We start from the raw sequence: 26,996 nt of genomic DNA on the forward strand, positions 1-26,996 counted from the left end.
TTTTTTCTTCCATTAGTCATCGTGCTGATTTGAAATTATTTTAGAGCAAATTTTTTATCGGGCAATGAACGCTTTCTTCCATTCGATTTTATAAAATGCCAAACGTAAAAATAGCCTGAAAGTTGAAATAAGATTGTCACTTTTGAAGCGTTTAATAGCATATTTGAAGCATAATTTCGTTGCAGTAAATCTATTAAATATAAATTGCTATTTTAGCTTTTGATTAAAAAAACATGCTGATAATCAATATCATTATTCACACTTTTCATTTCATTTATATGCGCATTCTACCTCTTTTATTAATTATTTCCTGTTTTTTTATAAGCTGTAACAGAAAACAGAATAAAGAAGAAAACCACAAATATACCAATGATTTAATCAACGAAAGCAGTCCGTATCTTTTACAGCATGCACATAATCCTGTAGACTGGAAAGCATGGAACAAAGAAACTTTGGATAAGGCAAAGGCAGAAAATAAACTGATTATTATTTCTGTAGGCTATTCTGCTTGCCATTGGTGCCACGTTATGGAAGAAGAAAGTTTTGAAAACGAGGCGGTTGCCAAATTAATGAATGATAATTTTATCAGCATAAAAGTAGACAGGGAAGAGCGTCCGGATATTGACAAGATTTATATGAATGCAGTGCAATTAATGACCGGTAGAGGCGGATGGCCTTTAAACTGCATTGCACTTCCTGATGGTCGTCCAATTTTTGGAGGTACCTATTTTACCAAAGAAGAGTGGACAAAAGCCTTAACGGAACTTTCTAATTTGTATAAAAACAACCCCAAAAAGGCCAATGAATATGCAGATAAACTCATCAAAGGAGTTCAGGAATCACAATTAATTACAGTTAATAATGATGAAGCGAATTTTAAAAAATCAGACGTTTTTACTAGCGTAGAATTATGGCAAAAAGATTTAGATTATAAAGAAGGAGGTTTGGCAGGTGATACCAAATTTCCAATGCCAGCCTCATTGAGTTTTCTACTTCGTTACAGTATCCAGAATAAAGACAAAGCAATTCAAACGTATGTGGAGACCACACTTACAAAAATGGCTAATGGAGGAATTTACGATGCCATTGGCGGAGGTTTTGCGAGATATTCGACAGATGAAAAATGGCATGTGCCTCATTTTGAGAAAATGCTTTACGATAATGCGCAATTAGTGAGCTTGTATTCTGATGCTTATCTGGTTACCAAAAACGAATTGTATAAAAAAACGGTAGTGGAAACCCTGAATTTTGTTGAAAAAGAGTTGATGGCACCCAATGGTGCTTTTTATTCGTCTCTGGATGCGGACAGTAAAAACAAAGCAAATAAACTGGAAGAAGGGGCGTATTATATCTGGAAAAAAGAAGAATTACAAACGCTTTTAAAATCTGATTTTTCTCTTTTTCAAGAGTATTATAATAGTAATGAAAACGGTTTATGGGAAAATGGAAACTATATTTTATTTAAAGACCAATCGGATAAAGAGTTTGCCCTTAAAAATAGATTGACTTTGACTGAACTGGAGACCAAAGTAAAAAACTGGAAACAAGTACTCTTAAAGGAAAGGAATAAAAGGCCGCGACCTCATTTAGATAATAAAACCCTGACCTCCTGGAATGCCTTAATGATAAAAGGTTATGTGAGCGCTTATCGTGCATTCAAAAATCCGCATTACAAGGAAATCGCTATAAAAAATGCCAATTTTATTTTAAATAATCAGCTTAAAAAGGACGGAAGCTTAAATCACAGTTATAAAGATGGTAAAAGCACTATTACTGGTTTTTCAGAGGATTATGCTACTGTTATAGATGCATTTATTGCGGTGTATCAAATTACATTTGACGAAAAATGGCTAATCAAAGCCAAGCAGTTAACAGATTATACGATGACAAATTTTTGGGATAAAAAAACAGGTATGTTTTATTTTACATCGAAAACTTCAACAAATTTAATTGCCAGAAAAATGGAAATCGCAGACAATGTGATTCCGGGTTCCAATTCAATTCTCGCTCATAATTTATTTCTGTTAGGGCATTATTATTCTAATGAGACTTATTCTAAAACTGCTCAAAAAATGTTGAACAATGTAAAAGAAAAAGTATTACAATCACCAGCAGAATATTATAATTGGTTGGATTTAATGTTAAACTATACCCATAATTATTTTGAAGTTGCCATCTCTGGCAAAGTGGCGATTGATAAAACGATTCAGCTGCAAAGCTATTATTTGCCCAATATCCTTATTGCAGGAGCTACAAAAGACAGCAAGCTTCCTATTTTAGAAAATCGTTTTATAGACAATGAAACCTATATTTATGTTTGCGTTGATAAAGCTTGTAAAATGCCTGAAAAAGATGTTGTTATAGCGGTTAATAAGATAAAAAATAGTTTATAAGAATATAAAAAATTCGTCCCCAATGGCAATTTTCCATCAAAAAACCTTTTTTATTTAAACAAGCAACCTGTCTTTTTTAAATGATTTGGCTTATCACATAAACCCCTCTGTAAACAACCAGTTGTTTTTTTGCTGTTATTTTTTTATTTCCAAGAACTTTTGTTTTAAATATTCCTTGTTTACTGTATTTAAGAGCAATTTTAGCAATTCTTTTCTTTTTTAATAATTCTTCTAAAAATTTGAATCAACGGTTTTAAATTTGCAAACTCATGAGATGTAAAGAAGATGATTAATACATATAATCTATTTTTTATATTTAAAAATAAACAGAATGTTTTTAATTATAAATATTTATACATAATTAATAAAAAAAAATAATAAACAACCGATTGTGTATTAATTTAATTTTTTATATTTGTAATAAATACACTTATCTAATAAGTAAATTAAGATTTAGAATTGAAGTGTATAATTGTAATAAAAGGTAATAGCATAAGGGGTTGAATAATTTGCATATTTATTATTTTATAGCATCCAATCCAAGGGTATTTGTTTTTAGAAATGAAGTGCTATTAAAAGAGAACACTAAATAGAGGTTATGATTAAAATTAAGATATAATTGCTCTCAGGATTAAGATGATTTTGAGTGGAATATAAAAGTTAATAATTGGTTATATGTGTTATTTACATAATAGTTTATAGCTAATGTTAGTTAGTGTTAGTATTTTTAATTAAAGCCGGAAGTTTAAATCCCTTTCGGCTTTTTCATTACAGAATCATTTATTGGCTAAAGCTGCTTTTTTTGAGTCGGGAAGAATTAAATAAAATGAATTATTTAAAATTATGAAGTTAAAAATTATTTTAGCGTTTTTTGTTTTACTTAGCTTCTGCCATTCCTGGTCACAGCAAGTACAATTACAGTCACCTGATAAAAAAATTGAAACAACTTTACAATCTGATCATCAGGGCGAATGGTATTTGAAAATATACCATCAGGGAGATAAAAATAAATTGGAAATAATCCCGAAAGTAACTTTAGGCCTTTCCAGAAGTGATCAGGATTTTTCAAAAGAACTTCTTTTTAGAAAAATATCAAAACCGAAAATCATTAAGGAACACTATGAACTTCCTTTTGGCAAGAAATCTTTACGTGAAAATGTAGCCAATGAAATTATTGTTTCTTTTGAAAACCCAACTAAAGCGAAATTGAATTTTATTATAAGAGTTTATAATGATGGCGTTACATTTCGATATGAATTTCCGGAAAAGCAAGGCTCATATACTATTAATGATGAATTTACAGCTTATCAAATACCAAAAGAGAGTAAAAGATGGCTGGAGAAATGGAATGCTGCGAATGAAGGTTTGTATGATGTTTCGAGTAATGACAAGATAATTCAGCAGGAATGGTGTTATCCGGCACTATTTAATTCGCCTGATCAATCCTGCTGGTTTTTGCTGCACGAAGCTGATTTAGATCGTACTTACTGTGGTACAAAATTGAGTAATACAACTGATATCAATACCTATAAACTTACTTTTCCGGATCCTCAAGACGCCAGAGGAAAAGGGGAGTCAAAACCTCGTATTTCACTTCCATGGCAATCACCCTGGAGAGTAATTACTATTGGCAGTTTGTCTGATATTGTAGAAAGTACTTTAATTGAAGATGTAACAACACCAACTCGTTTTAAAACCACAGATTGGATAAAACCGGGAAAAGTATCGTGGAATTACTGGTCCAGCAATCATGGAACCAAAGACTATAAAACCGTATGTGAGTTTGCTGATTTAGCCGAAAAAATGAATTGGCCCTATACACTTCTGGACTGGGAATGGGATAGTATGGCGAATGGAGGCAATCGGGAAGATGCCTTAAAATACATCCATTCAAAAGGAATAAAACCATTGATGTGGTATAATTCAGGAGGAGACCATACGTGGGTGTCTTCAACACCAAAAGACAGAATGCTTACCCATAAAAACAGGGTTGAAGAATTTACAAAACTTAAAAAACTGGGCGTTGTGGGTGTTAAGGTTGATTTTTTCGAAAGTGAAAAACAAGATATGATCCAGTATTATCTGGATATTTTAGAAGATGCTGCCCAGTTTGAAATGATGGTTTATTTTCATGGCTGTATTGTACCACGGGGCTGGTCACGTACTTATCCCAATTTAATGACTTACGAAGCAGTTCGCGGAGCAGAGTGGTATAATAATGGGCCTGAATTTTCGACCACCGCACCAGAGCATAATACGATTTTACCTTTTACCAGAAACGTAGTCGGCGCAATGGATTATACACCTGTCACTTTTACGAATTCGCAATTTCCGCATCATACTTCTTACGGGCATGAGTTGGCGCTTTCAGTTCTTTTTGAATCTCCTTTGCAACATTTAGCCGACAGACCAGAAGGATATTATGAATTGCCTGAAGAAGCTAAAAACTTCCTGAAAGAAGTTCCCACAGCATGGGATGACACAAAATTAATTGACGGTTATCCGGGTCAGGAAGTTACGATGGCTCGCCGAAAAGGAAATGTCTGGTACGTAGGTGGAATTACTGCCTCTGAAAGCAAAGAAGCAATAAAAAAACTCAGCCTGTCATTTTTAAAAGAAGGAGTTAATTATCATGCCATTATAATTGCTGATGGGAAACACGATAAGGCTTTTGATTCAAAAGCAAAGGAGGTAAATAAAAATTCAATTATTGATATAAAATTACTTCGCAGAGGAGGTTTTGCGATTTCATTAACTCCAATGGATAAATAGCTGATAATTTAAATATATAAAAATGCAAAAGATTGTATACATTTTACTTTTAAGCTTTTTGTTTACTTCCATTAGTGCGCAAGAATATAAAAAGTATGCCTTAAGTAAAGATAAATTATCAATTGAATTATCTGAAGGCGTGCTAAATATCATTCCGCTTACCGAAAAATCGATCCGCATACAATATCAAATCGGAAATAAAAAAGAAGAACAAGAGTTTGTTTTCATAAATAAATTAGAAGTTCCAAATTTTAAATTAAAAGAATCTTTAGATAATTTAAAGCTTAGCACAAAAGGAATAACAGTTTCCTTTAATAAAAAAACAGGAGTTATTGAGTATAGCGATAAATCAGGAAAAGTATTTCTAACTGAAAAAGCAAATTCAAGAATATTAAAGCCTGCTACTATTATGGGAGAATCTTGTTTTATTGCTGAACAAGGATTTGAATCTCCTAATGATGAATATTTATTCGGATTAGGACAGTTTCAGGATGGTTTTTATAACCTAAAAAATACTACGCGAAAATTAATTCAGGTCAATACACAAATCGCCATTCCGTTTTTGGTGTCCAATAAAGGCTATGGTTTGTTATGGCATCAATACGGGCTGACCTATTTTAATCCAACAAATCAGGAGATTCCTTTAGCCAAGAATAATAAAAATGAAGGGGAAAAAAGGGAAGTTGAAGTGACAACAACTTCGGGTACCCAGAAAGTTTCACAACAACAATCCATTTACTCCGGAAATTTTTCGGTCGCCAAAGACGGAGAATATTCGATATTCCTGGATCTTGGAGAAATGGATAGCCGTCATTTAGTAGTGATTGATGGTAATGATGTAATCAATCAATCTAATTTATGGCTTCCGCCGGCAGTGGGTAAATTAATTCACTTAAAGGCAGGGGAGCATAGCGTAAAAGTAATTTGTAAATCAACTAATACACCTTCACTTAGCCTTAAACTTTCTGATAATGAAACTGTTTTTAAATCTCCAAATGCAAAATCATTGGATTATGTAGTTTTTGCAGGAGATACTACAGACGAAATTATAGCCAGTTACCGCAACCTTACCGGCAATGTACCGATGCTCCCAAAATGGGCATTTGGATTTTGGCAGTGTCGTGAGCGCTACACTTCCGGAGAGCATTTGGTTTCAACAGTAAAAGAATTTAGAAAACGTAATTTACCCGTGGATGTCATTGTACAGGACTGGCAGTATTGGGGGAAATATGGCTGGGGTGTGCCAAAGTTTGATGAAACGAATTATCCGGAACCAGAAAAATTTATAAAGGAAATTCACGATTTAAACGCTCATTTTTCTATTTCTGTCTGGGAAAATCTCAATAAGGAATCTGAAATCGGTAAGGAATATGTATCGAAAAACTTATTCATTCCTGATAGTCCCTGGATAGATATCTATAATCCCGAAACGCAGAAAACACACTGGAATGCGCTTGATAAAAATTTATTCACTCTTGGAGTAGATTCCTGGTGGATGGATGCGACTGAACCTGAAAATGATGCGTTAAGAGGCAAGCAGACTTATTTTGGATTAGGTGATTTTTACCGATTGACCTATCCATTATTTGTCAGCAAAGCTGTTTATGAAGGTCAAAGAAATACAAATCCCGAAAAGAGAGTCGCCATTCTTACCCGTTCTGCTTTTTTAGGACAGCAGCGTTATGGAACAATCAACTGGTCGGGAGATATAGGCTGGGATTGGGATGCCTATAAACGTCAAATAGTGGCGGGTTTAAATTATAATCTTACCGGAATGCCGTATTGGACAACTGATATAGGCGGTTTTTTTCGTCCCGGATCAGGACAATACAAAGACGAAAAGTACCATGAAATACTTACCCGTTGGTTTCAATGGGCTGTTTTTAATCCCATATTTCGTATGCATGGTTATCAAACAGAAACTGAGCCCTGGAAATATGGAGAAAAAGTGGAAAATAATATGCGATCCATGATGAATCTTAGATATCGACTGCTTCCTTATATCTATTCAGAAGCCTGGCAAATCACTAAGAATAATTCAACTTTAATGAGACCATTAATTATGGATTTCAATAATGACATAACTGCTGTAAGTAATGCTTACGAATATATGTTTGGCAAGGCATTATTAATAGCGCCTGTTACTGCTCCTGATGTTACTAATTGGGATGTTTACCTGCCAAAGCAAAATGCCTGGTTTGACTTCTGGACCGGCAAGCGATTTGAAGGAGGACAGACCATTTCAACTCCGTCACCATTAGATAAGATTCCGGTTTTTGTAAAAGAAGGTTCAATTGTACCGATAGGCAATGTAGTTCAGCATACAGATTCGAAACAGGACGAACTTGAACTTCGCATTTATACCGGTAAGGATGCAGTATTCACCCTTTATAACGACGAAGGTGATAATTACAATTATGAAAAAGGAAAACATACTGAGATTCGACTAGTCTGGAACGAGAAAAATCAAACCCTGACCTTCGAAAAACAAAAGGGAAGTTATAAGAATCAAACAGCGATATATACAATGAATATTGTGTGGATTTCCGGAAAACAAAACGATACCATTTCTCAAACAATAAAGTATGTAGGAAAGAAAGTGGTAGTAAAAAAGACAAATTAATGATATTGAATTTAAATGTAATATAATTAAAAAGAGCATTACCATATAACTATCAACCAAAAAAAAATACAATGAAAAACCACACCAAATTTTTATTTGCACTATTATGCTGTCTGTCCGTATTTAAAATTACAGCACAAAATCCTATTATAAAAAATATTTTCACTGCAGATCCGGCACCTATCGTACATAAAGGAACTTTGTATTTATACACAGGACATGATGTAGCCACCGAGCAGGATACCAACTATAAAATGGCCGATTGGCGTGTGTATTCGACCACAGATATGGCAACCTGGAAAGATCATGGATCGCCGCTTTCACCCAGTACTTTTTCCTGGGCCACCGGAGATGCTTATGCAGCGCAATGTATCGAGAGAGACGGAAAGTTTTACTGGTTTGTTTCTACGTTTCACAAAAAAGATGAAGTTAGCGGAGGCGGTGCCGCAATAGGCGTAGCAGTTTCTAACAGCCCGACTGGTCCTTTTAAAGATGCAATTGGTAAGGCCTTAATCATTAATGAAATGACTACCGACATGACCTATGCCTGGGATGATATTGACCCAACGGTTTTTGTAGATGATGATGGACAAGCCTATATGTTTTGGGGGAATGGAAGCTGTAAATGGGTAAAATTGAAAAAGAACATGATTGAGCTGGATAGCCCTATTACCACCTTTAAACCTAAAAATTTTATTGAAGGGCCGTGGGTATATAAACGAAAAGGAATTTATTATTTGGTATATGCCAGTGCAGGGACAAAACCCGAAATGATTGAATACTGTACCGCCAAAAATCCAACAGGACCATGGACGTATCAGGGTATTATTCAGGAAAATGTAGCTAACAGTTTTACGACACATCCCGGTATTATTGATTACAAAGGCAAATCATACTTTTTTTATCACAACGGAAGTCTGCCTACAGGCGGTAGTTACAGGCGTTCTGTTTGTGTAGACTATATGTATTATAATGAGGATGGAACCATTCAAAAAATAATACAAACTACTGAAGGTGTCAGCAAAATCAAGTAAGCGCTATTCTTTAATTTAATCTTTTATAACATGAAAAAAAGAATTAGGTTCATTTTCATCATCTTCTTTGTTTTGCTCATTCAGGCTGTTGCTTTGGCGCAAGCCCGAAATCCATTAATTTTTGCAGATGTGCCTGATATGGCAATCATCAGGGTTGGTGCAACTTATTACATGAGCAGTACTACTATGCACATGAGTCCTGGTCTGCCCATTATGAAATCCACAGATTTAGTCAACTGGAAGCTGATCAATTATGCCTATGATACTTTGGCTGATATGCCGGAACTAAATTTGACAGAAGGAAAAAGCACGTACGGAAGAGGTTCGTGGGCAAGTAGTTTACGGTTTCATAACGGAACGTATTATGTAACCACTTTTTCTGGAACAACCGGAGAAACTTATATTTTTAAAACTGCAGCTATAGAAAAAGGAAATTGGGAAAGAATCTCTTTTAAACCATCCTATCACGATCATTCGCTGTTTTTTGATGATGATGGCAAAGCGTATTTAATCTATGGAGCGGGTCAAATCAAATTGGTAGAACTAAAAGATGATTTAACAGGAATAAAACAAGATGTTCCGGAGAAAGTTATTATAGAAAACGCCAGCTTACCAGCCGGAAATAACATTATGTTAGGTTCAGAAGGTTCCCAGTTGTTTAAAATAAAAGGAAAATATTACCTCTTTAATATTTGCTGGCCTCAGGGCGGAATGCGAACTGTAATCATTCATAGAGCAGACAATATAAACGGTCCTTGGGAGGGAAAAGTAGCCTTGCAGGATTTAGGTGTTGCTCAGGGCGGACTTATCGATACGCCTGACGGACGCTGGTTCTCCTATCTTTTTCGCGATTTTGGAGCTGTTGGTCGTATTCCTTATCTCGTTCCTGTAAAATGGGAAGACGGCTGGCCCATATTGGGAGAAAAGGATAAGGTTCCGGAAACGTTAGACCTTCCAGCCAGTACAGGTTTGATTCCGAATTTGGTTGCTTCTGATGAATTCAATCGCAAAAAGGATCAGGAGGCATTGCCATTAGTTTGGCAATGGAACCATAATCCCGATAATACACTTTGGTCTTTAAAAAAAAGAAAAGGATTCCTGCGTCTTAAAACAGGAAGAGTTGATACCGATTTTCTTTCAGCAAGAAACACATTGACACAACGCACTATCGGTCCAACCAGCTCGGCTTCTGTTTCCTTGGATGTTTCTAAAATGAAAGAAGGTGATTTTGCCGGATTATCCGCTTTACAAAAAGAATACGGATTAGTAGGGGTGAAAGTGGAAGGCAATAAAAAGTCAATTGTAATGACGGCAACTGATAAAGATAAAGCAGTTGAATTACAGCAGGTTCCGTTAGATCAAAACCAGGTGTATTTCAAAATTGATTGTGATTTTACGAATAAAAAAGATGAAGCTACCTTCTTCTACAGCTTAGATGGAAAAGTGTGGAATCCGATAGGAGAAACTTTAAAAATGAAGTACACCCTTCCTCATTTTATGGGCTATCGTTTTGGTTTATTCAATTATGCTATAAAAAACACGGGTGGTTATGTCGATTTTGATTGGTTTAGAATTAAATAGTAAAAAGATAAATGATGATAAAAGATAAAAATATTACAAACGAATTTCTGATTAGAATTCGGATTTTGATATTGGCTTTCGGGTTGATATTACCCGTCTTAGCCATTAGTCAAAGCAAAAAGAAAACAGAAAAATCAGAATCGAAAAGGCCTCAATACCGCAATCTTTTTAAGGAAGCGGGTTACAGTCAGGCTGAAATAGACCAAAAATTAGCCAAAGCTTATTATGATGTTTTTGAAGGACCGAACAAAGTCTATTTTAAAGAGGGTGATTCTTTAGGATATGTTTCGGATGTCAAAAATAAAGATGCCCGTACCGAAGGAATGTCGTATGGCATGATGGTCGCGGTTCAGCTCAATAAAAAGGAAGTTTTTGACCGCATCTGGAGATGGTCTGTCAAATACATGCAACATCAGGACGGACCCAGAGAAGGTTATTTTGCATGGAGCGTTAATCCGGAAACCAAAAAACAAAATTCGGCTGGTTCTGCTTCAGACGGAGAATTATATTATATCACCAGTTTGCTTTTTGCTTCTAACAAATGGGGTAATGACACCGGAATACATTACTACAATGAAGCCAGAAGAATATTGGATGCGATGTGGAAAAAAGACGGTACGGGTAATATTCATAATATCATCAATACCGAACATAAACAAATATCCTTCGTGCCGGAAGGGGGCGGGTACAACTGGACAGACCCTTCTTATCATGTTCCGGCATTTTACGAAATATGGGCTTTATATGCCAAAGATGGCCACGAGGAGTTTTATAAAGAATGTGCCGAAGTTTCCCGTAATTTTCTGCACAAAGCCACTCATCCTGTAACAGGTTTAAATTCAGATTATACCGAATTTACCGGAGAACCCCATCCGACACCCTGGATGCCGGGCGGATTTCGTTACGATTCGTGGCGTGTGCCCATGAACATCGCAATGGATTATACCTGGTACGGAAAAGATAAAAAGTGGCAGGAAGAATATGCCCGTAAATTTCAAAATTTTCTGAGATCAAAAGGATTAGACACTTTTGACGATCAGTTTAATCTTGATGGTTCTAAACCGGACTTTATTCTGCAGGCCGGTCCGGTTAAAAAACTCAGACATTCCATTGGATTAGTAGGAACCTCGGCGACTGCCTCACTAGTCAATCCTGATAAAGAAAGTATGGACTTTGTTCACGCGCTGTGGAAGGCGAAGCTTGAACCGTATGAGGATGGTTATTTTGATCCGTATTACGATGGCTTAATGTATCTTTTTAGCTTAATGCATCTTAGCGGAAACTATCAAATTATAAATCCGGCAGTTAAATAAATTTTTGAACTTAAAAAATAAAAATATGAAACAATATATAGTTGTGCTCTTATGGGGCTTTATTTTATCAGGTTTTACCGGTTTTTCACAAACCAGTCAGGCTATTGCAGAAGATTTTAAACCTTCAACAGTCAACCAGCCGGGGCAGGAATACCCACAGGTGAATTCTCAGGGTTATGCCAGATTTCAAATTATGGCTCCAGAAGCAAAATCTGTTGTTGTAAGCCTTGGATTGGGTGGCGCAAAAGGAGGGACAACCCTTACAAAAGGGGATGATGGTTTATGGAGAGGTACTACCGCTGGTGTCATGGATGAAGGATTTCATTATTATCACGTAACAGTTGATGGAGGCGTTTTTAACGATCCGGGGGCACTTAATTTTTACGGCTCTACCCGTTGGGAAAGCGGAATAGAAATTCCGGCCCACGATCAGGATTTTTATGCCCTTAACAATGTTCCGCACGGAAATGTACAGCAGATTCTTTTTCCCTCAAAAAGTACCAACACTCCTCGAAGAGCTTATGTGTACACACCACCAGATTATGATAAAGAAAAAGCAAAGAAATATCCAGTTTTGTATTTACAGCATGGCTGGGGAGAAGACGAAACAGCCTGGAGCAATCAGGGACGTGTTAATTTAATCATGGATAATTTGATTGCAGAAGGTAAAATAAAACCATTCCTGATCGTAATGACATACGGAATGACCAATGAAATTAAATATGGCGGTCTGGCCAGTTTTAAAATAGAACCCTTTCAGACGGTTCTGACAGAAGAATTAATTCCGTATGTGGATTCAAATTTCCGTACGCTTGCCAATCAGTCTAATCGTGCGATGGCGGGTTTATCGATGGGAGGTATGGAAACAAAATCGATAACCCTTAACAAACCTGAAGTTTTCTCTCACTACGCACTTCTTAGTGGAGGAACTTATAAACCGGAAGACATAAAAGACAAATCAAAAGTCAAATTAATCTTTTTAAGCTGTGGAAGTAAAGAGCGTCCTGATGGTATTAAAGATGCTGTGTCAAATCTTACAACTGCCGGCTTTAACGCGGTTTCCTATATTTCAGAAAATACAGGACATGAGTTTCAAACCTGGCGTCGAAGTTTTAAAGAATTAGCACCGCTTTTATTTAAAAAATAGGTTTTTCAATATACTAATCCATTGATCTAAATAAGTAATAAAGAGTTGCTGATGAATTGAGCTGACCAGAAATAGCGAACAATTCATCAGCTTCAACCAGCTGTTTGGGTTGATAAATTAAAATCTAAATTATGTGTAAACTTAATAATATCTCCACTGTATGGAAACTGGTATTTCTATTTACTTGTTTTTTCAGCCTGTCAAATAATTCCTTTTCTCAGACTTTAGTTTTAAACGAAAAAGAATATTTCGAAACTCCGGGACTGAATGTCTGGGTTTTTAGCAATGAATACAACGGAATGTTTTTTGACGAAAAAACAGCCGGAATAGAATTTATTCATCATGGTGTGAGAACAGTAACTGGCGGTGCTGTCAGACTTCAGAATACACCGGAACAATGGGATTTAATTCCAAAAATGATTAATCGAAAAGTCAACAAAGCAAAGAATACAATCGAAGTTACACTGAGATATGAGGAATTTAATTTTGATTCTAAAATCATTGTGACACCAAAAGGAAAAGGTTTTGTTATCGATGTGGTTTTAGATAAACCGGTTCCGAAACAGTTGGAAGGAAGGGCCGGATTTAATATGGAGTTTATACCCACTTCTTATTTTGAAAGCAATTATTTAGTGGATGGAAAAGCGGGGACTTTCCCCAGATATCCTGCAAGCAACACTGAAATCAGACCTTCATCCGAGAAAATACCTCAGTTTGCCGGACATACTACATTCGACGATCGTGGAAGAAATGAATTTATAGCAACACTTCCTTTAGAATCGGGTAAGAGCTTAATCTTTGCGCCCGAAAATCCGGAGCGCACCGTAAAAATTCAGTCCGAAGATCAGGATGTAATGCTTTTTGATGGAAGAAACTTGGGTCAAAACGGCTGGTTTATAGCACGAAGTATGCTACCGATAAACAAAAAAGGCAAAGTAATGACCTGGTATGTAGAACCCAATGCAATACCAAATTGGAAAAGAGAACCTGTAATAGGATTTTCTCAGGTAGGTTACATGCCGGGCCAAAAGAAAGTAGCGGTAGTCGAACTTGACCAAAACGACAAAGCGTTAACTACGGCATCAATTTTCAAATATGAAGATGGAAAATTTACAGAGAAATTAAAAGCGAATGTGAAGGTTTGGGGAAATTATCTTAGATATAATTATGCTCAGATTGATTTTAGTGCTATTAAAGAAAAGGGGCTTTATTATATTCAATATGGCGACCAAAAAACAAATACGTTTCAGATAGAGGATGATATTTATTCGAAGATATGGCATCCTACTATGGACGTTTGGTTTCCGGTTCAGATGGATCATATGGAAGTAAATGAGGCCTATAGAGTCTGGCACGGAAGACCGTTTTTAGACGATTGCCTTCAGGCACCAATCAATCACGAACACTTTGATGGTTATAAACAAGGTCCCACGACAGACACCAAGTACAAGCCTTTAGAACGTATTCCGGGAATGTCAGTAGGAGGCTGGTTTGATGCCGGCGATTTTGACATACAGACTTTTTCACATGTTAGCGTTATCAATAGTTTTGTAGAATCGTGGGAAGCATTCAAAGTAAACAGGGATGAAACGTATATTGATCAAAAAACACAGTTTGTAGACATGCATCGTCCAGATGGTAAGCCCGACTTACTGCAGCAAATCGAGCACGGCGTATTGAACCTTGTGGCACAGGTCGAAAATATTGGTCATCCTGTCAGAGGAATAGTAGTTCCTAATCTGCACCAGTACCATCATTTGGGTGATGCTTCTACCGAAACAGATAATCTTCCTTATAATCCGTCTCTTAAACCTTTTGAGTCCAATGGAGTTTCCAGTGGTACGCGTGATGACAGATGGGCATTTACCAACCGAACTTCATTTCTTGATTTCAGAACAGCGGGAGCATTAGCATCTGCAAGTCGGGCTCTTAAAGGGTATAATGACGAGCTTGCTGCTAAATGTTTGTTTATTGCCATTAAGTTAACAAATGAAGCAACTGAAATAGAAAAAAAAGCAAAACCGGATAAAAGTCCAATGTCCAGATGGGGCAAAGGAAGCGATATGATTGCCATCCTGCAATTGTACTTAAGCACAAAAGACGAAAAATATAAAAAAGGTTTTGAAGATAAAATATGGAAGTTACTGGATGATAATTTAGATTTTAATATCAACTCAGCACTATTGGCCGTTTCTTCTATGGATGATAATTACAAACAAAAAGTACGTGGTTATGTCATTAAGTATAAAGAAAAAATGGAAAAAGAAAATGCCAAAAATCCATATGGTGTGCCGATTACACAAAGAGGCTGGGGAGGAAGTTCACAGGTTATTAATTGGGCAAGTACCAATTATTATATTCATAAAATTTATCCTGATATCATGGATAAAGAAAGTGTTTACCAGGGATTGAATTATATTTTAGGCTGCCATCCGTATTCTAATTTATCGTTTGTAAATGCGGTTGGAAACAGATCCAAAAAAGTCGCTTATGGAGGCAATCGCGCCGACTTTACCACAATTGCCGGCGGAGTAGTTCCAGGACTTATTTTTCTTAAACCGGATTATTTGGAGAATAAGGACGACTGGCCGTTTTTTTGGGGAGAAAACGAATGTATTATAGATGGTGGGGCATGGTATGTTTTTCTGGCGAATGCCGTGAATGATCTGGCTAAGGAAAAATAATAAAGAAAAAAAGCAAAATAGTTGAAGATCTTAATCCATCTGCAGTTAATCAGCCTGAACAGGAATATCCGCAAGTAAATTCTAAGGAGTAAGTGCGGGCAAGAATTTTGGGCGGTGAAGCATAAAAAACTTGCTGTTAAATGATAATATCACAATCCTTTGAGGTTTGGATTTCAGATAGCTTCGGGAACGAGAAACGCGTGAGCTTTCAGTTCAACAGTAGTGAGTAAGTGATTATTTCCATATACAAAGAAAACGGTTTATCTGTATGGTAAGCCGTTTTCGCATTATTCGACCACTTTTATGCGATTATTCTTTTTTGAGGTTTCCATTCCCCATTGGGCAATAGATTTGAGCAAAGGAATAAGCGTTGTGCCAAATTCTGTCAGCTCATATTCCACTTTTAACGGTGGTTTGCTTGTGTAAACGGTACGTGTAACCAAACCGTCTTCTTCCATTTCTTTTAACTGTAAGCTCAATGTTCGCTCTGTAATAACTTTACATTGTTTTCTTAATTCACTGTATCTTTTTTTTTCGATTAAATGAATAAGGATTACCGCTTTCCATTTACCACCTATGTACTTCATTGTGAGGCTTGTGCTGCAAGGATATTGCTTGTTGTCTATACTATACATCTGTTACTATCAATTTTGACCGTTATTGCAAAGATAAATCACTATACTTAGTTTTGCAACAGTAAAAAGTATAGTATAATTTTAAAAATAGAAAATATGAATTTTTTAGACCTTGCCAGACGCAGATACGCAACCAAGAAGTATGATCCAATTAAAAAGATTTCTGCAGAACAGATTGACGAACTGAAGGAAATAATCCGGTTAAGTCCGTCCTCTATCAACAGTCAGCCTTGGAAATTTACATTTGTTACGGACGAAGCTGTGAAAAGGGAATTAGCATCCCAATCCTATATCAACGAGAAGTCGATTAACGATGTTGGTCTTTTGGTTGTGTTCAGTGTAATGGAAGATATTGAACATTTTGAGAAACGCAATATTTCTATTCTTCCAGAGGAATGGAGAACAGCATTTTATGAACCAATGATAAAATCGAATGGCGATGCTGCGACAAAATCGTGGATGGAGCATCAGGTTTATCTTTCCTTGGGCTACTTTCTGAGTGCCTGCATTAGTATGGGGCTTGATGCTACGCCAATGGAGGGCATCAACCGTGAAGCTTATAAACAGATAATAGCACAAGATGGATATGCCCCGCTATTTGCAGTTACGGTAGGCTATGCCGATTTAAGTGATTGGATGCATCCAACTGTTTTTCCAAAATCCCGTTTCGAATTGGATGAGGTTGTGCAGTCCATTTAAAAAAATTATGAGGACGTTAAATTTTAGCTGTTAATTTTCTAATGACTAATTAGTATTCACTTTAAGAATAAGTGGCCAGCCGAATGACGGGCCACTTATTTTTTTGGACTGTTTTATACACATATTTGATTATCCCAATTCAGCCAACTTTTTTATCAGTTTTTTGGCGTGCTTTCGTGCATTGGCTTTAATTTCATCCTCATTATAACCTGCCGCTAATGAAGTCCCAAAAAAGTAAACCGGGTCAATGTAATTCATTTGGGTATGGTAAGCCGTCTGTTCCAGGTTCCTGCAAAATTCATACACACGAAAATGCTGAAAACCTAATGCCGTATAGCTGTTTTGTGATGAACCAACCGTAAAACTTGCTAAAAAATTCTTGCCTTTCAACTTGTCGCCTTTAGAACCATAGGCAAATTGGTATTCTAACACCACATCAAACCAATGCTTTAAAATGGCAGGCATACTGTACCAATAAAATGGATATTGGAAAACAATAGTCTTGTGCCGCAGCAGGGCTTCCTGTTCTGCTTTTACATCAATCTTGTAATCAGGATACAACTCGTGGATATTCCTTACCTCAATATCAGTAGTACTGTTCTTTAATTCTTCGATAATTGTCTTGTTCGCAAAAGATGTATCAAAGTTCGGGTGTGCTAATATTATCAATGACATACTATAATTATTTTAGTACCAAAACTATTTATAGTATATTGTATTTGCAATAACTATCAAAATAGATAGGTCTAAAAAAGTGTAAGATGAAAACAGAATGTATTGGCGACTCTGTAAAGCTGAAAGGGAAAATTTACCCTTGTACGGTAAGCCTTACGATGGATTTGGTGGGCGGAAAGTGGAAAGCAGTTATCCTTTACCATTTAAAGGACGGGCCAAAGAGATACAACGAGCTTCGCAAGGAAATGCCAGCCATTACAGAAATGACATTGAGCCTGCAATTAAAGCAACTGGAGAAAGACGGTCTGGTACTAAGAAAAGTATATGGTAAAAAACCGCCAGTTAAGGTTATTTATAGCTTAACCGATTTCGGAAAAACTCTTGCTCCTGTTTTAGAAGCTATTACTAAATGGGGTAATCAGGTTGTAGAGGAGAACGGCGAGTTTATAAAAGCTTTATAACAGCTATAAGCTGGGGCTTCGTACTGGATTAGCCGTAGAAAATTACAGGCGTAGTGCAATTGATGCAGAGAGGTTTTCGAGCTTTGAAGCATCTGTATTTATCTGTTTTATAGAACGTGTTGACAAATGGATTGCTTACGCTTTGATTGAGGTAAAAACTGTGTGGCTTTAATACTATTCGAGATACAACCTTCATAAATAATTGGCGGAATTTCGGATCAGCTTTATTGAAAATATTTTATTGCTTTTTCTTTATATTCTGGATTTTGTCTTACTGATATTGTTTTCATTAGTAGGCGTTGATTTTAGGTTGGAAACCTAAATTTAGAACAAAGAATTAATGATTAAGAACATTCTTGGTATAGGCATTCAACGAAACTCCTATATTTGAATTGTTAAAACAATAGGTAGTTAATAAATTAAATATAGATTTTTATCCAAATCTCTGTTAAACCATGAGAATTTATTTTAGCTTTTTCCTGATTTATATGCAGTTTTTTTGTTTTGGTCAGGATTCTTTTCAATCGTTGAAGAAGGATCTTGAGCAGAAAATAATATATTCTGATTTCAAAAAAGCCTTGGCCATCATAAATAAAAACAGAGAATTTTATGGTGACGCGGAAAAAAATGATTTGGATGTCATGAAAATTAAAATTCTAACTGAATTTGGTCTTTATGATGAAGCTTTTAAACTTTCACAAAATCTTATATCCAATTCTGAAATTACAGAGGAGCAAAAACTGAAAATTCATGTAGAAAGGGCACTTATTTATGAAATTAATAATGATAATAAAGCCTGTCTTCCTGAATTAGAAAAAGCCGAATCAATACTTTTTAAGCACCCTGAATTTAAATTTAAAAATTACACTAATTTTCTTATCCGAAAATCTTCCTATTACAGAGTGAATGGCTTTTCAAAAAAAGCATATTTCCTTGCAATTCAGGCAAAAAATTATGCTGATTCTGTAAATGATAAAGTTAATATGCCTGTTGTAGAACTTATCTTAGGACTTGGAAACAGAAAAATAAACTCAAAGACAGAATTACTGCATTACCATCGTGCGCTTTACCTATACAAGAAACTAAATCATTATGAAGCGGTTATTTCGATGTATTGCAATTTGAGCTATTTTTATTTATCCAGAAATGAATATAAAATGGCTAATGTTTATATAGATTCTGCTATTGCTATTTCCTCGAGATCAAATGTTTTGAACTATAAAGCTGATGTTTTTCAGACGAAAAGTGATATTTTGGAAAAACAAAACAAAGCAGATTCTGCATTGTATTATTATAAAATTGCTTCAGAATTATTCAAAAAATACAATGGAGAACAGCGTGATCTTAAAGTTAAGGAGCTTGAAACAGAATATAATTTTGAAAAAGAAAAATCTGAAAAACAATTGCTTAAAAAAGACATGAGAACGACAAGAATGCTGAATACAACTCTTTTTGTTTCGATTCTTATTCTATCTTTTTTCACATGGCAGATTAAGAAAAACAAGAGAAAAATTGAGATTCAAAAGCAAAAAATTTCTGAAAATAATAGTAGCCTAAAAGCCAATGTGGAAGAGAAACAATTTCTAGTCCAGGAGCTAAATCACCGTGTTAAAAATAATTTAGCAGTGATTTTAAGTTTGATTGATTTCCAAAAAGATCAGGCAAAAAATGAAAATTACAAAAACAGATTTGATGATCTCTACCAGCGCATTAAAACAATAGTAATCGCACATGAGTTTTATTCGTATAGTGTGAATTATAATGATAATGCCTTGATAGAAGCTCCGAATTATATAAATAAAATCATTGAATCGCATCAAAATAGTTCCATAAGAACATTCAAATATAGAAATGATATCGAATCCATTTATTTTAATGTTGATAAAGTGCTATCACTTGGATTACTTGTAAATGAATTGGTTACAAATTCTATAAAGCATGCCACATCAGAGAACGGGAAGCTTGTTTTGCATCTCGAACTTAGGAAAACGAATAAAGATGAAGTTGAATTAAATTATTCTGATAACGGAACGGTTTTTAATTTTGAAAAGAATAATGACTCTCTGGGTCTTTTGATTATTGAGGGAATGATTAAGCAATTAAAAGGAAACTGTAAAAGAGAAGATGCAAATTACAAAATAATATTTCCAAATGACTGAACATAAAACCAGAATATTAATTGTAGAAGACGAGGTTTTAATTGCACTCTCATTAAAAAAAATGTTGGATACAATTTTCGTTTCCGAAATTACTCATGACTATGAAGAAGCCAAAATTCTCCTTTCTCACAAATTGTTTGATCTTGTTCTGGTCGATATTTCCCTTTCCGGAAATAAAACGGGTCTTGATTTGGCAAACTTTATCAATACAAATATTTCTATCCCTTTTATTTTTACCACTGCTTTGACAGATCCGGGTACTCTGGAAAAAATAACGAATCTGAGGCCGTCTGCCTATCTCTCTAAGCCTGTTGAAAGTGTTAATCTGATTACTGCAATTAAGCTCGCTTTAGCTAATGACGACACGATTTTTAAAATTGAATTGGGAAAACAAATCTATTATTTTCAGTCGAAAGATTTTCTCTTTGCAGAGGCTGATCATGTTTATGTTGAAATACATTTGAAATCCGGTAAAAATCAGATTCTGAGAACGACGATGACCAATCTGGAAGAAGTTTTTCCTTTAAAACATTTCAAAAGAATTAACAGAAGTGTTGCTGTAAATCCTTATCATATTTCAAAAATTGTAAACGATAAATTATTTATTGAAGATCGGATTTTTAAAATCTCTAAAAAATTTTAATGGTGCTTTAGAACAAGAAAATAGTGTTTCAGAACATTTTTTGAAAGATTAGATTAGAAGTTATTAGTTTTAAACCTACAAATAAAACTAAAAATAAAGCTATGAATGATTTTACAAAAAAATGGATGAGTTACCTGGATGACAGCAAAAAACTTACAGAACTTACCATTCCGGGAACGCATGACAGTGGGACTTATCTTTCCGACTTTACTGGTCTTGCCAAATGTCAGGAAAAAAGTATTGAAGATCAACTTAATCAAGGTATTCGATTTTTGGACATTAGACTAAAACCAGGAATAGATGATGATAATGCTCTTTACATCGCACATGGATTGGCAGAATCAAGGTTTAGTTTTGCGGGTGACCTAATGCCAATTATTCAAAAATTTTTAAAAGAAAATCCTTCTGAAACGATTATCATGTCCATAAAAGATGATTCTACAATATATACAGATAAGGATCATAAAGAATATTTTTATAATGCTGTTTGGTCTACTATACAAGAGTATCATTTTCACACAAGTAATCAAATTCCTTCTTTAGATCAGGTAAGAGGAAAAGTAGTACTATTTAGACGTTTTTGGGCTCCTAAAAATTTAGGTTTTCCAGTTGGATTTAATTTATATGGCGGCGACGAGGACGACATATGGCCAAAAGATGAAATGAATGGTTTTGAAATTGATGGTGTAAATTTTTATGTTCAGGATAAATTTGATAATTGGAAAGGAAGAGAAAATATAGAAAATAAATTTAAAGAAGCCGTAAAGCCAACATTGGAAAAGGCATCTTCATCTTTACCTAATACTCTTTTTATAAATTTCACAAGTGGAACAAGCGGTAACTTATTCTATGAGGATCCAAAAGATATTGCAGAAATTGTAAATCCATTGTTTTTTGAATATTTGTTCTGCAAACAAAAAACACGTTATGGCATCATCCCAATGGATTTTCCTGAAACTCCATTAATCAATCGTCTTTTTTCTTGCAATCCTTTCCATTTTACTTCCATGGAGTCCATAAAATCAGGTAATGTTTATGAAATTAGATCAAGATTAGATTTTAACAAATGTCTGGATGTGAAAGGAAGTGTTCAAACAGATGGAACACAGGTTATTATTTATACATCAAATAATCAATTAAATCAACGTTGGAAATTAGCAGATGCAGGTGATGGATATTTCTACATCCATACCCTAATACAAGATGCAACTAACTCCGTTCTGGATGTAAAAGGAAATATACAGGCTAACGGAACAGATATTATCATACAAAAACAAAACAATGGAAATAATCAAAAATGGAAAATAACTAAACTGGAAAATGGCTATTTCATTTTAGAACCTAAAAATGCACCTAATTCTTTGCTTGACTTATTTGAAGCAAAAACAGAAGACGGTTCCTCGGTAAAAATTTTTGCAAAATCTAATGATGATTGGGCAGAACAATGGGCTTTAATACCAATTAAATAAATGAATATCATGAAAAAAAATACTTATTTACTAGTCGTATTTTTCATTTTTTATTTTATGAAAACACATGCCCAGCCTTACTATGACCTTCCTCATGCCTCTTCGCCTGTAACTTATTCAGTTGGTGGTGTAAATGTTGGATTTAATTACAATCCTAATGGTGGTCAAGTCTATATTGATAATAGCTGTTCGAGTGTTTTGGGTTACAATTGTACTAATGGTGGTTTTTTTGCTTTTGGCTTTAATGTTCCTATTGCGGGAGTAAGAATAAGAGGAATACGCCAGACATTTAATAATAATACCAATATATCCATAAAAATAAATGGAACATTACATACTTTGAATTCGTCAAATATTTCATCCTTTAGTGCTTGTGGTTATAACACACAAGGTTCGTTATCAAACGGGGCTTTAGTTGGTGGCAATGGCATGATTACGATTACACAACCGGGAATTACATCTCTTGAGGTACAAAATAATGGTGGTGATTATTGGATATTTGTCGTAGAAATTCTACCTCTCCTTACAACAGCTAATAATCCATGTACAGGAAATACTCTAAACCTGACCTCAGATTTTGCAGGATTAACCAGCGGTGTTACCTATAACTGGACAGGTCCTAATGGTTTTACTTCATCACTTAAAAATCCCATTGTAAGTAATGCCTCAGCAGATAATTCAGGTATTTACACCGTAACAGCAAGTAATGGAACTGTAACAGCTTCACAAACTCAAAATGCTTATGTAAATCCAATACCTACAGTTAATGATGTAAATAACCATACGCTTTGTAATGGCTCTTCAGTAAATGCAATTAATTTTAGCAGTTCAGTTACTACAGGAACAATATGCGGAGATGTTAACGAAGGAGACACCTTAAACCTTATTGCTCCTCCAGGTTCTGTGTTCACTAGTGTACCGTTTGCCAGTTATGGAAATGCAATGGGTAGTTGTGGCAATTTTGTTTTAGGCTCTTGCAATTCATCTAATAGTGTTAGCGTAGTATCTGCTGTTGCTTTGGGACAAAATTCTTTTAATATTCAGGCTTCTAATGACAATTTTGGAGACCCTTGTAATGGCACTTCAAAAAAATTAAAAGTACAGCTAAATTACAACACTCCGGTTACTTACTCCTGGACTAATAACAATACAACAATTGGGCTTGCTGCTTCTGGTACTGGTAATATACCATCTTTTGTGGCCACTAATTCCACCAATTTACCTGTTACGGCTACTATAACGGTTACGCCTAAATATACAAATGGAGGCAGTTCTTGTTCAGGAACACCAAAAATATTTACCATTACTGTAAATCCTTCACCAAAAATTACGGTTCAACCAATATCAAAAATAATTTGTAATGGAGACAATACCATTTTCAGTGCCATTGCAAGCAATGCATCAGGTTATCAATGGCAGGTAAACTCAGGCTCAGGTTTTATCAATGTACCAGATGTTGCACCGTACTCAGGTGCAACGACAGCAAGCCTGAATATTAACGGAGCCACAACATTAATAAACAATTATAAATATCGGTTAGTAGCCTCAGGGTCCTGTGGTCCTACAGCGATTTCGAATATTGCAACATTAACAGTTCCAACAATTAGCGGTACTTCGATTGTGAATGATGTTAGTTGTAATGGGGATTCTAACGGAAGCATAAATTTTATACCATCCGGAGGAACTCCTCCATATACATTTAACTGGGATGGAGGCATTAACACAGAGGACAGGACAGGACTTGCTCCGGGAACTTATAATGTAACCATAACTGATTCTAATGGTTGTACCGGAACAGTTTCCGCAATTATTACACAGCCAAGTGTAGTTGATTCTCCAACAGGAGATCCCATTCAGAGTTTTAATGCTGGAGATGATTTAAGCGTACTAGCTGTTACAGGTCAAAATATCAAATGGTATGCTACGGCAGAAAATGCTGTCAATCATATTGATGAGTTGCCACTAAATACTTTAATTATAAATGATACAACATATTATGTTACCCAAACCCTTGGCAGTTGTGAGTCTCCAATTCCATTGGGTATTAAGGCTTATAATCCTATGTTGTCTCTTAATGATCCTATAAAACCGGATGTAATATTGACATTATATCCAAATCCGGTGAAAGATTTTCTGCATTTAAAATGTGAAACTGAACTTGATAAAATTATTGTTTTTGATTTGAACGGAAGAAAATTGCTGGAAAAAAAATTGAATGGTGATGATAAAATCAATGTTCAATCTTTGGTGAAAGGATTATATTTAATTCAAATTTTTACACAAAATGAAATAAAAACAAAAAAACATAAGTTTATTAAAGATTAGATAAGTAAATGCTAATTTGATTCTCCAAAAGTTTCAATGATAGGTTCAGGTCTAAGTACTAACACATGCAACAGAGTTTATAAAGTACACGATGATAAAAAGAGCCATGTAAATAATTATATTCAAAGGTGGCTTTTTAATATAATTATTATTAACACTTTAAATAGTTTGTTGGCATACTGTACCCCTCTGTCCGAGTGAAATATTAATCCATCCCTTACTTTACGGTTATTTGCAGCCATTTTCCATGCCGGCAGAGTAGTCGTCTTTGTAGAAAGCCCTGAACTCAAATTATTTTACGGTCATATAGGTCCATAATAACAGTGAGATATAAAAAACTTTTTTATACTGGAATTCATTTTCTTTGGTGAGGCAATTACGGGCACTTTCGTATCGTATTCTCTCTTGTGCCTGAGTTGTTCATAGCAAAAAAAGAATTAAAATTCATACTATATTAAATCTACTTTTACCAGTTTTTTTAGATTTAAAAAAATACCCCAAAAAGTTTGAAAGACTTTTTGGGGTAAAAATAAGCATGATAAATTATATATTAAAGCTGTTTATAATCACTATGCCAAACAGCCTCTTCGGGACCATCTCCTTTGTGTCCATCTAATTGAATTACAAAACTTTTAGCTGGAAAATACGGCGTGATATGGATATCTAATAAGATTCTGTCCTTTTGGGTTTTATCCTGTTCAATTTTCATCACTGTAAATTTTTCAATAAGATTAGTTGGTCCTTTAATTCCATCTAAAAACTTAATGATTTGGCTTCTTAAATCTGCTTCTGTTCTTGTTGTCCAGTTTTCAAAGGCTCTTCTGTTTAAAAAGTCGAAAAGTACTTTTGTAATGTGATCAAATACTCTTACTACAGAATAAGTTTGTAAACCTAAGTTGTCTCCGTTAAATAACGTTTTAGCAGAGAAAGCCATGATTTTACTATATTCATTTACCATTGGTACAAGACCCATTTTTTCAAGTTCTGAAATTTCGCTCTTTTTCAAATCAAAACGAACGCTTTCAACTTCGTTCAGGCCTCCAAATTTTTTACCCGCAACAACTTGAGACATTAATGTTTTGTAAATTTTACCAGCTAAAGAAGTTGATGGTGGTACGTATAAATTGTCTTCTTCACCAACTTCATCATATTTACTTCTTCCCAGTAAATAGTTACAAGTCATGATTGTATTAGATTTAAATACATCACCACCTGTATGATTTGCATTAAAGAAAATATCTATAACATCATCTGGTGTTTCAAGATCTTGAAAATCAGTCAGTAATACAGTTTTGTTTTCGTGTGCTATTTTAGACCATTTGTCTAAAACAGCATTAGATCCTAAATAACCGGGAACTGAAAGTATAGAGTAGTTTTTTCTCAAATCTAATCTGTCAAAATTTTGTTTTAGTTCATTTGAAACATAATCAATAAACAAAGTATTATCTAAATCTTTTAATTGAGATATGTCAGCATTTACTATAGTTACATTTTTAATTTTGTCACTCTCAGCATTTTTATAAAATAAAGCAACACTTCTATATGATGTTTCTAACTCTCTTGAAATATTCAAGGCATATTTCAAGTTTCTGTTTAAAGTTGAATCTGCAGATGTAGCTTTTGTATTTGCTACTTCAATCATTGATTCTACAGAATCATTGCCTTTAAGTAAATCCAACCACAACTCAAGTCTATTGGTAAGAGTTGTTCTTTCATTTTCCCATTGCGCATCATTAAGAAAAATATTTTTTCTGGCTTTTCTGGTAGGGTTTAGGTTTGACAATCCGTCAATTACATTTTCTAAAAAGGCAAAACCGCCATATTCATTTAATAAATTTATTTTGCTACCTTGTTCTTGTAGCAATTGTTCGGTTGAAGAACCAGGACTTTTTTGTTCTTTAGTTTGAGTTGCCATATTTATAGTTTATTGTTGTTAATTTCATTCTTAGCGTTTTCAAGTAATTCAATTATAGCCTCTTTAACAGCAGGGTCCTGAATGGCTTTAATCAATCCTCTATTACTGGAAAGTTGGCGTACAATTTTATAAGCCTGTTCTTTTTCGGTGTTTAATTTATTCAAAAAAGGGCTATTTTCTTTAATTGATTTTGCTCCAAAATCTCCTAAGTTTTGAAATACCATAGATTCATTCAAATCTGAACCTTCTTCAGTAGTAAACTCAAAATCTACACTTGGTTTGTACTTTTCAAACACTGCTTCTACTGTCTGCAAATCATACACAGCTTCGGGTCCTACCGGTTGCTCATTTGTAAGTTTTTGAATTAGTAATGTTCTGTTTGAAGGAATTTCTAAAATTGACTCACTGGCATCAACCTTCACTTCATTGCCACCAATACCATAATTGAACATGCTCATAATTTTATAA

Annotated in this window: 18 protein-coding genes and 1 pseudogene; 14 read left to right on the forward strand and 5 right to left on the reverse strand. The window is 34.9% G+C overall.

Annotated features, from left to right (window positions below; all coding sequences use genetic code 11):
* The first annotated feature begins 233 nt into the window (after positions 1 to 233).
* The 8 genes from J2W48_RS18100 to J2W48_RS18135 all read left to right on the forward strand — a co-directional run bounded on the left by J2W48_RS18100 (position 234) and on the right by J2W48_RS18135 (position 15,547).
* Entirely contained in the window at positions 234 to 2,393 is a 2,160-nt protein-coding gene (locus J2W48_RS18100) for a thioredoxin domain-containing protein (protein WP_310283107.1), read from the forward strand.
* Positions 2,394 to 3,236: 843 nt separating this feature from the next.
* Positions 3,237 to 5,165 carry a glycoside hydrolase family 97 protein gene (locus tag J2W48_RS18105; RefSeq protein WP_310283108.1) on the forward strand — a complete coding sequence of 643 codons (1,929 nt, stop codon included), beginning with the start codon at positions 3,237 to 3,239 and terminating at the stop codon, positions 5,163 to 5,165.
* A gap of 22 nt (positions 5,166 to 5,187) precedes the next feature.
* Entirely contained in the window at positions 5,188 to 7,788 is a 2,601-nt protein-coding gene (locus tag J2W48_RS18110; RefSeq protein WP_310283110.1) for a glycoside hydrolase family 31 protein, read from the forward strand.
* Between the two features lie 71 nt (positions 7,789 to 7,859).
* Complete coding sequence (locus J2W48_RS18115) at positions 7,860 to 8,822, forward strand: glycoside hydrolase family 43 protein (RefSeq protein ID WP_310283112.1); 963 nt, start codon at positions 7,860 to 7,862, stop codon at positions 8,820 to 8,822.
* 30 nt (positions 8,823 to 8,852) lie between these two features.
* Entirely contained in the window at positions 8,853 to 10,403 is a 1,551-nt protein-coding gene (locus tag J2W48_RS18120; protein WP_310283114.1) for a glycoside hydrolase family 43 protein, read from the forward strand.
* A 14-nt stretch (positions 10,404 to 10,417) separates the two neighbouring features.
* A complete protein-coding gene (locus tag J2W48_RS18125; RefSeq protein WP_310283116.1) occupies positions 10,418 to 11,716 on the forward strand; it encodes a family 8 glycosyl hydrolase in 1,299 nt (432 codons plus the stop codon).
* Between the two features lie 25 nt (positions 11,717 to 11,741).
* Positions 11,742 to 12,863: an alpha/beta hydrolase-fold protein gene (locus J2W48_RS18130; RefSeq protein WP_310283117.1), complete on the forward strand. Its 1,122-nt coding sequence runs from the start codon at positions 11,742 to 11,744 to the stop codon at positions 12,861 to 12,863.
* A gap of 131 nt (positions 12,864 to 12,994) precedes the next feature.
* Positions 12,995 to 15,547 carry a glycoside hydrolase family 9 protein gene (locus J2W48_RS18135; RefSeq protein ID WP_310283118.1) on the forward strand — a complete coding sequence of 851 codons (2,553 nt, stop codon included), beginning with the start codon at positions 12,995 to 12,997 and terminating at the stop codon, positions 15,545 to 15,547.
* A gap of 287 nt (positions 15,548 to 15,834) precedes the next feature.
* On the opposite strand, the gene J2W48_RS18145 is transcribed toward J2W48_RS18135, so the two are convergent.
* The gene (locus tag J2W48_RS18145; protein WP_310283119.1) at positions 15,835 to 16,182 is read right to left on the reverse strand and encodes a winged helix-turn-helix transcriptional regulator; all 348 of its coding nucleotides are present in this window, start codon (positions 16,180 to 16,182) and stop codon (positions 15,835 to 15,837) included.
* 96 nt (positions 16,183 to 16,278) lie between these two features.
* On the opposite strand from J2W48_RS18145, the gene J2W48_RS18150 reads away from it, so the two are divergent.
* Positions 16,279 to 16,881 carry an NAD(P)H-dependent oxidoreductase gene (locus J2W48_RS18150; protein ID WP_310283120.1) on the forward strand — a complete coding sequence of 201 codons (603 nt, stop codon included), beginning with the start codon at positions 16,279 to 16,281 and terminating at the stop codon, positions 16,879 to 16,881.
* Between the two features lie 129 nt (positions 16,882 to 17,010).
* On the opposite strand, the gene J2W48_RS18155 is transcribed toward J2W48_RS18150, so the two are convergent.
* A complete protein-coding gene (locus J2W48_RS18155) occupies positions 17,011 to 17,556 on the reverse strand; it encodes an NAD(P)H-dependent oxidoreductase (protein WP_310283121.1) in 546 nt (181 codons plus the stop codon).
* Between the two features lie 86 nt (positions 17,557 to 17,642).
* Here J2W48_RS18155 and J2W48_RS18160 point away from each other — a divergent pair, with 86 nt between their 5' ends.
* The 5 genes from J2W48_RS18160 to J2W48_RS18185 all read left to right on the forward strand — a co-directional run bounded on the left by J2W48_RS18160 (position 17,643) and on the right by J2W48_RS18185 (position 24,613).
* On the forward strand, positions 17,643 to 18,017 hold the full coding sequence (locus tag J2W48_RS18160) for a winged helix-turn-helix transcriptional regulator (RefSeq protein WP_310283123.1): 375 nt from the start codon (positions 17,643 to 17,645) through the stop codon (positions 18,015 to 18,017).
* A gap of 455 nt (positions 18,018 to 18,472) precedes the next feature.
* Positions 18,473 to 20,176 (forward strand): sensor histidine kinase, encoded by a 1,704-nt coding sequence (locus J2W48_RS18170; protein WP_310283125.1) that lies wholly within the window; start codon positions 18,473 to 18,475, stop codon positions 20,174 to 20,176.
* Positions 20,169 to 20,819 (forward strand): response regulator transcription factor, encoded by a 651-nt coding sequence (locus J2W48_RS18175; RefSeq protein WP_310283127.1) that lies wholly within the window; start codon positions 20,169 to 20,171, stop codon positions 20,817 to 20,819. Before J2W48_RS18170 ends, J2W48_RS18175 begins: the two co-directional genes overlap by 8 nt.
* 101 nt (positions 20,820 to 20,920) lie before the next feature.
* Positions 20,921 to 22,288: a phosphatidylinositol-specific phospholipase C domain-containing protein gene (locus J2W48_RS18180; protein ID WP_310283129.1), complete on the forward strand. Its 1,368-nt coding sequence runs from the start codon at positions 20,921 to 20,923 to the stop codon at positions 22,286 to 22,288.
* Between the two features lie 9 nt (positions 22,289 to 22,297).
* On the forward strand, positions 22,298 to 24,613 hold the full coding sequence (locus J2W48_RS18185) for a T9SS type A sorting domain-containing protein (protein ID WP_310283131.1): 2,316 nt from the start codon (positions 22,298 to 22,300) through the stop codon (positions 24,611 to 24,613).
* Positions 24,614 to 24,774: 161 nt separating this feature from the next.
* On the opposite strand, the pseudogene J2W48_RS18190 reads toward J2W48_RS18185, so the two are convergent.
* The 3 genes and pseudogenes from J2W48_RS18190 to J2W48_RS18200 all read right to left on the reverse strand — a co-directional run.
* A pseudogene (locus J2W48_RS18190) lies at positions 24,775 to 24,956 on the reverse strand (IS3 family transposase); the annotation flags it as partial.
* A 207-nt stretch (positions 24,957 to 25,163) separates the two neighbouring features.
* Entirely contained in the window at positions 25,164 to 26,528 is a 1,365-nt protein-coding gene (locus J2W48_RS18195) for a DUF5458 family protein (protein ID WP_310283133.1), read from the reverse strand.
* Between the two features lie 2 nt (positions 26,529 to 26,530).
* On the reverse strand, positions 26,531 to 26,986 hold the full coding sequence (locus J2W48_RS18200; RefSeq protein WP_310283135.1) for a hypothetical protein: 456 nt from the start codon (positions 26,984 to 26,986) through the stop codon (positions 26,531 to 26,533).
* Positions 26,987 to 26,996: the final 10 nt, after the last annotated feature.

The organism is Flavobacterium piscis, assembly GCF_031457575.1.
In the GTDB taxonomy this organism is placed as follows: Bacteria; Bacteroidota; Bacteroidia; order Flavobacteriales; family Flavobacteriaceae; genus Flavobacterium; species Flavobacterium piscis_A.